Below are 8,683 nucleotides of genomic sequence, written 5' to 3'. Positions count from 1 at the left end.
CGGCGGCGGTCGTTGATGGAGTCGACCTCGCGCAGGAAGCCCAGGGCCTCGTCCACGCCGAGCTCCTCGGCGCGGGCCATGAAGGCGCGGATGTCCTTGGGCAGGCAGCCCCCGCCGAAGCCGACGCCGGCGCGCAGGAACTTGTGGCCGATGCGGTCGTCGTGGCCGATGGCGGCGGCGAGCTGGGTGACGTCGGCGCCGGTGGCCTCGCACAGCTCGGCCATGGCGTTGATGAAGGAGATCTTCGTGGCGAGGAAGGAGTTCGCGGCGACCTTGACCAGCTCGGCGGTGGCGTAGTCGGTGAGCAGGCGCGGGATGCCCTGGTTGTTGATGAGGTTGTCGTAGACCTCGTCCAGGACCTCCTGGCCGATGCGGGCGGCCTCGGGGTCGGGGGACAGGCCGTAGACCATGCGGTCGGGGGAGATGGTGTCCTGCACGGCGAAGCCCTCGCGCAGGAACTCCGGGTTCCACATCAGCACCCCGCCCGCGGCGGTGACCTGCTCGGCGATCCCGGCGGCGGTGCCCACCGGCACGGTGGACTTGCCCACCACGAGGACCGGACCGTCGGGGGTGGGGGCCAGGTGGGGCACCAGCCCCGCCACCGCACCGTTGACCTGGGACATGTCCGCGGCGTAGGAGCCGGCCTGCTGGGGGGTGCCCACCCCGATGAAGTGGACCCGTGCCCCCGCCACGTCGGCGAAGTCGGCGGAGAAACGCAGCCGCCCGGCGGTGACGTTGCGCTCGAGGAGCTCGTCGAACCCGGGCTCGTGGAACGGGGCCTTGCCCGCGTTGAGCAGGGCGACCTTCTCCGCGTTCACGTCGATCCCCACGACGTCATGGCCCAGCTCCGCCATCGACGCCGCGTGCACCGCACCCAGGTACCCACAACCGATCACCGAAATCTGCATGGGGGACACACTAGCCATGCCAAGGTGTGAGGAAGATGAGACTTCGGTCGGGGTCTTGTCGCTCGTTCGCTGTGTCCGGCCCGCGAGGTACATTCGCCGCATGACTGTTCGCGGGGGGCGAATCGCTCTGTGCTGCTCCATGGCCGGACTGACCGCTGTCGGGGTGCTCGCACCGGCCGCGCAGGGGGTGGAGGAACCGCCGGGTGGTGACGCCGTCGTCGTCCTCGAGCTCACCGACGGCGACGGCGTACCGACGGACCTGGCGGCAGGCGTCCAGGTGGACGGGGCGGTGCTCACCGACGAGCTCGACGTGCCCGAGTTCTCCGTCGCGGCCGTCACCTGGGACGGGCTGGACGCGCCCGACGAGAGCTTCTCCGTGCGTGTGCGCGCGGGCGGGGAGTGGACGGCGTGGGCCGAGCTCGAGCCCGACGCCGCCGTGGCGGGGGACGTCGGCGGGACCGAGCCCTACGTCGTCGGCGGGGCGACCGCGGTGCAGCTGCGCGTGGCGGCGGGCGACGGCGTGCTGCCCCACGACGTGCACCTCCACCTCATCCCGCCCGAGCCGGGCGACCAGGAGGCCGTCGCGAGGACGTCCCAGGAGACCGCGCGGCTCGCGGCCACGGCCGGCACCGGCACCTCCGCCGCACCCGCGGGTCCCGCGACAACCGAGGCACGGAGCGCCACCCCCGAGCCGGCTGCTACGCACGCCCGGGCGGCCGCCCCCGCCCCGCGCGTCATCCACCGCGCCGGCTGGGGTGCCGACGAGTCGATGATGACGTGGACGCCGCGGCACGACCCGCTGCGCGCCGCCGTCGTCCACCACACGGCCGGGTCGAACAGCTACACCGCCGCCCAGTCCGCCGGGATCGTGCGGGGGATCTACCACTACCACGCGGTCACCCGGGACTGGGGCGACATCGGCTACCACTTCCTCGTCGACAAGTACGGCCAGGTCTTCGAGGGGCGCGCCGGTTCCCTCACGGCGCCGCCCGGACGCCTGCCCGAGGCCGCCCACGCCCGCGGCTTCAACCGGGGCACGCTCGGCATCTCGGTGCTCGGCGACTACTCCAGCCTCTACGCCCCCGACTCCGTCCTCGACACCATGGCCCGCGTGATCGCCTGGAAGTTCGACGCCGCCGACATCGACATGAGCGCGCCCAGCGGCATGATCTCGCCCGGCACCGCCCACCGGCCGGCGGGACAGACCCTGCCGCGGGTCTTCGCCCACCGCGACGTCGGCGCGACGACGTGCCCGGGCGACAACATCTACGCGCGTATCCCGCGGCTCAACGAGCAGGTCGCCACCCTCGTCGACGGCGACGACTACCACCTGCGCAACAGCCTCACCGGTGGCGACGCCGACCTCGCCTTCCGCCTCGGCCTGTCCACCGACGAGGTCCTCGTCGGGGACTGGGACGGCGACGGCCGCGAGACCCTCGCGCTGCGCCGCGGGAGCACCTACCTCGTCTACGACGCCCACCCCGGTCAGCGCTTCCGCACGGTGCGCTACGGGCGGCCCGGCGACGTCGTCCTCGTCGGTGACTGGGACGGCGACGGGAAGGACACCCTCGCCGTGCGGCGCGGGCAGACCTACCACGTGAAGAACTCGATGACGGGCGGGGACGCCGACGCCGTCATCCACTACGGCCGCCCGCGCGACGACGTCCTGGTCGGCGACTGGAACGGAGACGGGCGCGACACCCTCTCGCTGCGCCGCGGTGCGGACTACCACGTGAAGAACCGCATCGCCGGTGGTGACGCGGACGTCGTCCTGCGGTACGGCCGCGCCAACGACATCGTCCTCGTGGGGGACTGGGACCGCGACGGCAGCGACACCTTCGCCGTCCGGCGCGGCCGCGAGTACCACGTGCGCAACTCCCTCACCGGCGGCGACGCACACGTCGTCCTCACCTACGGCAGGGCCGACGACGTCGTGCTCGTGGGTGACTGGGACGGCGACGGACGCGACACCTTCGCGGTGCGGCGCAGCGGCTGACGGACAGGATGGCCGGACCTGGCGTCAACAGGCGTAGCGCAGCGGTACGCTCTGCTCGCACGGGGGCCTCTTCTCACACAGGAGTCCTCCGTGAACCTTCGACGTTCGCTGTCCGCTGCGGCGGTGGCGGCACTCTCCCTGGGGCTGGCGCTCGGCGCCGGTGCCCCCGCCCTCGCGAAGGGCGATGTCGTCCGCGGGAACGGCAACGAGTACTTCCTCACCAACAACTTCTCCAGCACCGCCAACCGGTTCACCTACGGCAGGGCCAATGACGAGCTCCTCGTCGGTGACTGGGACGGCGACGGTCGTGACACCCTGGCGATCCGCCGGGACAACACGTTCTACGTGTCCAACTCCCTCACCGGCGGAACGGCAGACAGGACCTTCAAGTACGGCCGCCGCGGGGACGTCATCCTCGTCGGTGACTGGAACGGCGACGGCAAGGACACCTTCGCGGTGCGCCGCGGGGCCGAGTACCACGTGAAGAACTCGGTGACGGGCGGCGACGCCGACCGGGTCTTCCGCTACGGCCGCGCCGAGGACACCATCCTCGTCGGCGACTGGGACCGCGACCGCCGCGACACCTTCGCGGTGCGCCGCGGCAGCGTCTACCACGTGAAGAACGCCCTGCGCGGCGGGGACGCCGACACCGTCGTCAACTACGGGCGTGAGCGAGACGTCATCCTCGTCGGTGACTGGGACGGCGACGGCGACGACACCTTCGCGGTGCGCCGCGGCAACGAGTACCACCTCGCCAACAAGCTCCGCGGCGGCGCCGCCGACCGGGTGGAGACGTACGGGCGTCCCGACGACACCGTGTTCGTCGGTGACTGGAACAAGGACGGCAAGGACACCATCGGCCTGCGCCGGGTCGCGACGTCGCGGCCGGCCGAGCCCGCCCCCGCGCCGGTCCGCACCATCAAGGACGGGGCGCACCGCGTCGGCTCGTCGGTGCAGCCCGGCGTCTACCGCGCCCCGGGCGGTGACCAGTGCTACTGGGAGAAGGTGTCCGGCTTCGGCGGCACTCTCGACGAGATCATCGCCAACGGTTACGCGGACACGAGTCCCATCGTGCGGATCGAGCGGTCGGACGCAGGATTCCTCACCGAGGACTGCGGCACGTGGAAGAGCGTCGAGGCCACCTATCCGACGGCGCCCGCCACCTCGTTCACGAGCGGCAGCTTCGTGGTCGGAGGGCACATCAAGCCCGGGACGTACCAGGCTGCAGGTGGCGACAGCTGCTACTGGGAGCGGCTCTCCGGGTTCAGCGGGTACCTCGACGAGGTCATCGCCAACGGCTACGGGGACCAGCGGCCGATCGTGACGATCTCCGGCTCGGACACCGGCTTCAGGACTGAGGACTGCGGCACCTGGCGGAGGATCTAGGACGCGCGGCGCGGGCCCGGGATCAGTCCCGGGCCTGCGCCCGCAGGCCGTCCAGGTGAGCCTGCACGGCCTCCCACGTGGGCAGCAGGCCGGAGGCGCGAGCCTCCCCGAGGCCGGGGGCGTCGCGGTCCTTGTCCGACAGCAGCGGCTCGAGGGGGCGGCCCTGGCGGTCCGCCGTCGGCCACTCGATCCCGATCGCCGGGTCGAGCGGGTCGATGCCGTGCTCGCGGCCCGGCGCGTAGGTGGCCGAGCACAGGTAGATGACGGTGGAGTCGTCCTCGAGGGAGCAGAACGCGTGCCCCAGCCCCTCGGAGACGTAGATGGCGCGCCGGTCGACGTCGTCGAGCAGGACGCTGTCCCACTGCCCGAAGGTCGGCGAGCCGACGCGGATGTCGACGACGACGTCGAGCACCGCCCCGCGCGGGCACATGACGTACTTGGCCTGCGACGGCGGGACGTCGGCGAAGTGGATGCCGCGCACGACGCCCGCGGCCGACACCGAGGAGTTGGCCTGCCGCAGGTCGAGCGGGTGGCCGACGGCCGCGACGAAGCGCGGCTCGCTGAAGGCCTCGAGGAAGGTCCCTCGCGGGTCGCTGAACTGCCTCGGGGTGATCTCCCAGGCTCCGGGCACTGACAGCTCGCGGAACTCCACGCGCACACTCCTCCTGCAGTCGACGTCGAGCTCAGGCTAGGGCACGTAGGCTGCCGCCGTGAGCCTCGAGCAGAAGCGGTGGATCGTCACGGGTGCCGGCGGCATGCTCGGCACTGACCTCGTCGCGCTGCTGCGCGACCGCGGTGCGCAGGTGACGGCGCTGGGCCGGCAGGACCTCGACGTCACCGACCCCACTCAGGTCGCCGAGCGGGTCCGGGACGTCGACGTCGTCGTCAACTGCGCCGCGTGGACCGCCGTCGACGACGCGGAAGGGCTGGAGGACGAGGCCTTCGCCCTCAACGCCGTGGCCCCGCAGCTCCTCGCGCGCGCCGCCCGGCTCGCGGGTGCGCGGATGGTCCACGTCTCCACCGACTACGTCTTCGCCGGCGACGCCTCCCGGCCCTACGAGGAGTCCGCCGCGCTCGCTCCCCGGTCCGCCTACGGCCGGACGAAGGCCGCGGGGGAGTGGGCCGTGCGCGTCGAGTGTCCCGACCACCTCGTCGTGCGCACCGCCTGGCTCTACGGCGCCCACGGCGCGTGCTTCCCGCGGACGATGGCACGGCTCGCCGCGGAGCGTGAGGAGCTCACCGTCGTCGCCGACCAGGTCGGTCAGCCGACGTGGACGGCGGATCTCGCCGACCTCGTCGTGCGCCTCGTCGACGCCGCAGCCCCCGCGGGCACGTACCACGGCACCTCCTCGGGGGAGACGTCGTGGCACGGCTTCACCGAGGAGATCGTCCGGACGCTGGGCAAGGACCCGGCCATGGTGCAGCCGACGACGTCCGCGGACTTCCCGCGTCCCGCGCCCCGGCCCGCCTACTCGGTGCTCGGCCACGACGCGCTGCTCGCGGCCGGGGTCGAGCCGATCGGCCACTGGGCCGAACGCTGGACCGTCGCCGCGCCCACGGTGCTCGCGGGCGGCTGACCGGGCTGCCGGAGGCCCGTCGCGTGCCGGCCGTGGGCGGAAGCCGACGGTGTGCGGGGACGTCCGGCTGATCCACGAGGCGAATCAGTCTGACGTCTCGCGATCGCGTCTCCGGGTGCCGCAAGCGAGGCGGACCCTGATGGCCGATCCTGGGCCGCTGTCCTACGCGGACGGCGCGACGAAGTCGAGCTCCTGGAACTCGGCAACTTCAGGGACCCACCGGCGCGCGACGAAGTCGACGTGGGAGGGGTGCGCGTCGTAGGCGTCGAAGGTGGCCTGGTCGGCGAAGCGCATCCGGAACTGCCAGGTCAGCGGGCTCTTCGCGCTGACCTGCCGCATGACCGCGAAGTCCTCGACGCCGGGGATCGAGGTGAGGACCGTGCGTCCCTCCTCGAGGAAGGCCGCCTCCTCGGCAGACCCGGCGGGGTGGGACAGGCGGAAGGCGACGGTGTGCTCGATCGACAAGGCGGGCTCCTGTGCTCGGCTGGGTGAGGACCCGACCGAGGCTAGCCGTGCTCGAGGAGGCTGCGCAGGTAGTTCCCGTACCCGGACTTGGCCAGGGCGTCGGCGCGCTCGGCGAGCTCGGCGTCGGACAGGAAGCCCTGACGCCAGGCGACCTCCTCCGGGCAGCCCATCTTCAGGCCCTGGCGGGCCTCCACGGTGCGGACGAAGGCGGTGGCGTCGGCGAGGGAGTCGAAGGTGCCGGTGTCCAGCCAGGCCGTGCCGCGCGGCAGCACCTCCACGTGGAGGTCGCCGCGCTCGAGGTAGACGCGGTTGACGTCGGTGATCTCGTACTCCCCGCGCGCAGAGGGCTGCAGGTTCTTCGCGATCTCCACGACGTCGTTGTCGTAGAAGTACATGCCCGGCACCGCGTAGGAGCTCTTGGGCTCGGTGGGCTTCTCCTCCAGGGAGAGGGCCTTGAAGTCGGCGTCGAACTCCACGACGCCGTAGGCGCTGGGCTCGGCCACGTGGTAGGCGAAGATCGCCCCGCCGCGCACGTCGGAGAAGCGCGAGAGCGTCTGGCCCAGGCCCGGGCCGTAGAAGATGTTGTCACCCAGGACGAGGGCGGCCGGCTCCCCGCCGATGAAGTCCTCGCCCAGCACGAAAGCCTGCGCCAGGCCGTTGGGGACCTCCTGGACCTGGTAGGAGATCGAGATCCCGAACTGGGACCCGTCGCCCAGCAGCCGCCGGAAGGCCTCCTGGTCGTGGGGCGTGGTGATGACCAGGACGTCGCGGATGCCGGCGAGCATGAGCGTGGTCAGCGGGTAGTAGACCATCGGCTTGTCGTACACCGGCACCAGCTGCTTGCTCACTCCCAGGGTGATGGGGTGCAGCCGTGTCCCTGAGCCACCTGCCAGAATGATCCCGCGCATAGGGGCCAGTGTTGCCCATCGGACCGCCGTGATCCACCAGCGGGGACCGCGGGTGACGATGTCGTGAGGGCCACCTACAGTTGAGGACGTCACAGACAGGGCGCCGCCGTCGGCGGCCCGGTTCGGGGGAGAACATGACTTTGCGACGAGCAGCCGTCCTCGCGGCCTCGGTGACCGTCTCGCTGATCGCCGTCGGCGCGCCGGCGGCCGGGGCCACGGGTGGGGAGATCGGCGGCCGGGGGGACCAGTACCACCTCACCAACGGCTGGCAGGGCCGCACGGACGTCGCCTTCGCCTACGGGCGCGACCGGGACGTCGTCTACGTCGGCGACTGGAACGGGGACCGGGTGGACACCCTCGCCGTCCGCCGCGGAGCCACCTACCACTTCACCAACCGCCTCACCGGCGGCGAGGCGGACCGCGTCGTCACCTACGGCCGCGCGGGAGACACCGTTCTCATGGGCGACTGGGACGGGGACGGCGTCGACACCCCCGCCGTGCGGCGCGGTGCCACGTACCACGTCAAGAACAGCCTCTCCGGCGGCGACGCCGACCGGGTGGCCACCTACGGCAGGCGCGGCGACGTCGTCATCGTCGGGGACTGGAACGGCGACGGCCGCGACACCCTGGGCGTGCGGCGCGGCTCGGTCTACCACCTGAAGAACTCCATCAGCGGCGGTGACGCCGACTCCGTCGTCAGCTACGGCCGCGAGCGCGACGAGGTGGTCGTCGGCGACTGGAACGGCAACCGCCGCGACACCCTCGGCCTCCGCCGTGGCAACGTCTTCCACATCAAGAACTCGATCTCGGGCGGCGACGCCGACCGCGTGATGAGCTACGGCCGCACCGCCGACGCCGTGCTCGTGGGGGACTGGAACGGGAACCGGACCGACACGATCGGCCTCCGCACCCAGCGCGCCGGACAGGTCGAGCAGCCGCCGGCGCAGGGCGGGCTCACCGCCTACGACGAGCGGATGTTCCGGCTCGTCAACGAGGAGCGCGTCGCCGCGGGTGTCGCGCCGATGCGGCTGTGGCCGGGGCTGCGGACCGGCGCACTGTCCCACTCGCAGTGGATGGGGCGCACCGGCAACTTCGAGCACGCGACCACGGAGACGATCCGGTCCGACGCCCGCGCCGTGGGCTGCACCGCCGCTGCGGAGAACATCTTCTGGGGCACCCGCGGTTACGTGGACGACCCGGACGCCGCCGTCGACGCGTACATGAACTCCCCGGGCCACCGCGCCAACATCCTCAACCCTGAGCACCGCTTCTTCGCGGCGGGGACGGCGCAGGCGGCCAACGGCAACGTGTACAACACCCAGCGTTTCGCCAGCAGCTGCTCCTGAGAGCCACCCGTACCCCGCGCGTCCGCACCGACGCGCGGGGTGCGCCGTGCCCTCCGGTCCGACCGATACGGTAGGCGGGCCGGCAGGCGCCCCGCCT

At 72.2% G+C, this 8,683-nt stretch carries 8 protein-coding genes; 4 read left to right on the top strand and 4 right to left on the bottom strand.

The window, feature by feature from the left end; genetic code table 11:
• On the bottom strand, positions 1-908 hold a 908-nt coding region (locus DSZ44_RS17210; RefSeq protein WP_110853865.1), incomplete at its 3' end, for a UDP-glucose dehydrogenase family protein.
• Between the two features lie 139 nt (positions 909-1,047).
• On the opposite strand from DSZ44_RS17210, the gene DSZ44_RS17205 reads away from it, so the two are divergent.
• Together DSZ44_RS17205 and DSZ44_RS17200 are read left to right on the top strand one after the other, a co-directional pair.
• Positions 1,048-2,904 carry an N-acetylmuramoyl-L-alanine amidase gene (locus tag DSZ44_RS17205; protein WP_110853862.1) on the top strand — a complete coding sequence of 619 codons (1,857 nt, stop codon included), beginning with the start codon at positions 1,048-1,050 and terminating at the stop codon, positions 2,902-2,904.
• A 90-nt stretch (positions 2,905-2,994) separates the two neighbouring features.
• Complete coding sequence (locus tag DSZ44_RS17200; protein ID WP_110853861.1) at positions 2,995-4,290, top strand: Rv1352/Rv1906c domain-containing protein; 1,296 nt, start codon at positions 2,995-2,997, stop codon at positions 4,288-4,290.
• 22 nt (positions 4,291-4,312) lie between these two features.
• On the opposite strand, the gene DSZ44_RS17195 is transcribed toward DSZ44_RS17200, so the two are convergent.
• Complete coding sequence (locus tag DSZ44_RS17195; protein WP_110853860.1) at positions 4,313-4,942, bottom strand: dTDP-4-dehydrorhamnose 3,5-epimerase family protein; 630 nt, start codon at positions 4,940-4,942, stop codon at positions 4,313-4,315.
• A 58-nt stretch (positions 4,943-5,000) separates the two neighbouring features.
• On the opposite strand from DSZ44_RS17195, the gene rfbD reads away from it, so the two are divergent.
• Positions 5,001-5,867, top strand: a complete 867-nt coding sequence (gene rfbD, locus DSZ44_RS17190) for a dTDP-4-dehydrorhamnose reductase (protein WP_258369683.1) — start codon at positions 5,001-5,003, stop codon at positions 5,865-5,867.
• A 162-nt stretch (positions 5,868-6,029) separates the two neighbouring features.
• Here the strand turns inward: rfbD and DSZ44_RS17185 are convergent, their stop codons facing one another.
• Together DSZ44_RS17185 and rfbA are read right to left on the bottom strand one after the other, a co-directional pair.
• Positions 6,030-6,332 carry a Dabb family protein gene (locus DSZ44_RS17185; protein ID WP_110853859.1) on the bottom strand — a complete coding sequence of 101 codons (303 nt, stop codon included), beginning with the start codon at positions 6,330-6,332 and terminating at the stop codon, positions 6,030-6,032.
• A 41-nt stretch (positions 6,333-6,373) separates the two neighbouring features.
• Positions 6,374-7,240 carry a glucose-1-phosphate thymidylyltransferase RfbA gene (rfbA, locus tag DSZ44_RS17180; protein WP_110853858.1) on the bottom strand — a complete coding sequence of 289 codons (867 nt, stop codon included), beginning with the start codon at positions 7,238-7,240 and terminating at the stop codon, positions 6,374-6,376.
• 134 nt (positions 7,241-7,374) lie between these two features.
• Here rfbA and DSZ44_RS17175 point away from each other — a divergent pair, with 134 nt between their 5' ends.
• Positions 7,375-8,586 (top strand): CAP domain-containing protein, encoded by a 1,212-nt coding sequence (locus DSZ44_RS17175; RefSeq protein WP_110853857.1) that lies wholly within the window; start codon positions 7,375-7,377, stop codon positions 8,584-8,586.
• Positions 8,587-8,683 lie beyond the last annotated feature (97 nt).

Origin of the sequence: Georgenia satyanarayanai (assembly GCF_900116375.1) — a bacterium.
In the GTDB taxonomy this organism is placed as follows: Bacteria; Actinomycetota; Actinomycetes; order Actinomycetales; family Actinomycetaceae; genus Oceanitalea; species Oceanitalea nanhaiensis.
Note: the sequence above shows the minus strand (reverse complement) of the source record. Positions and strands in the feature narration are given on the sequence as shown.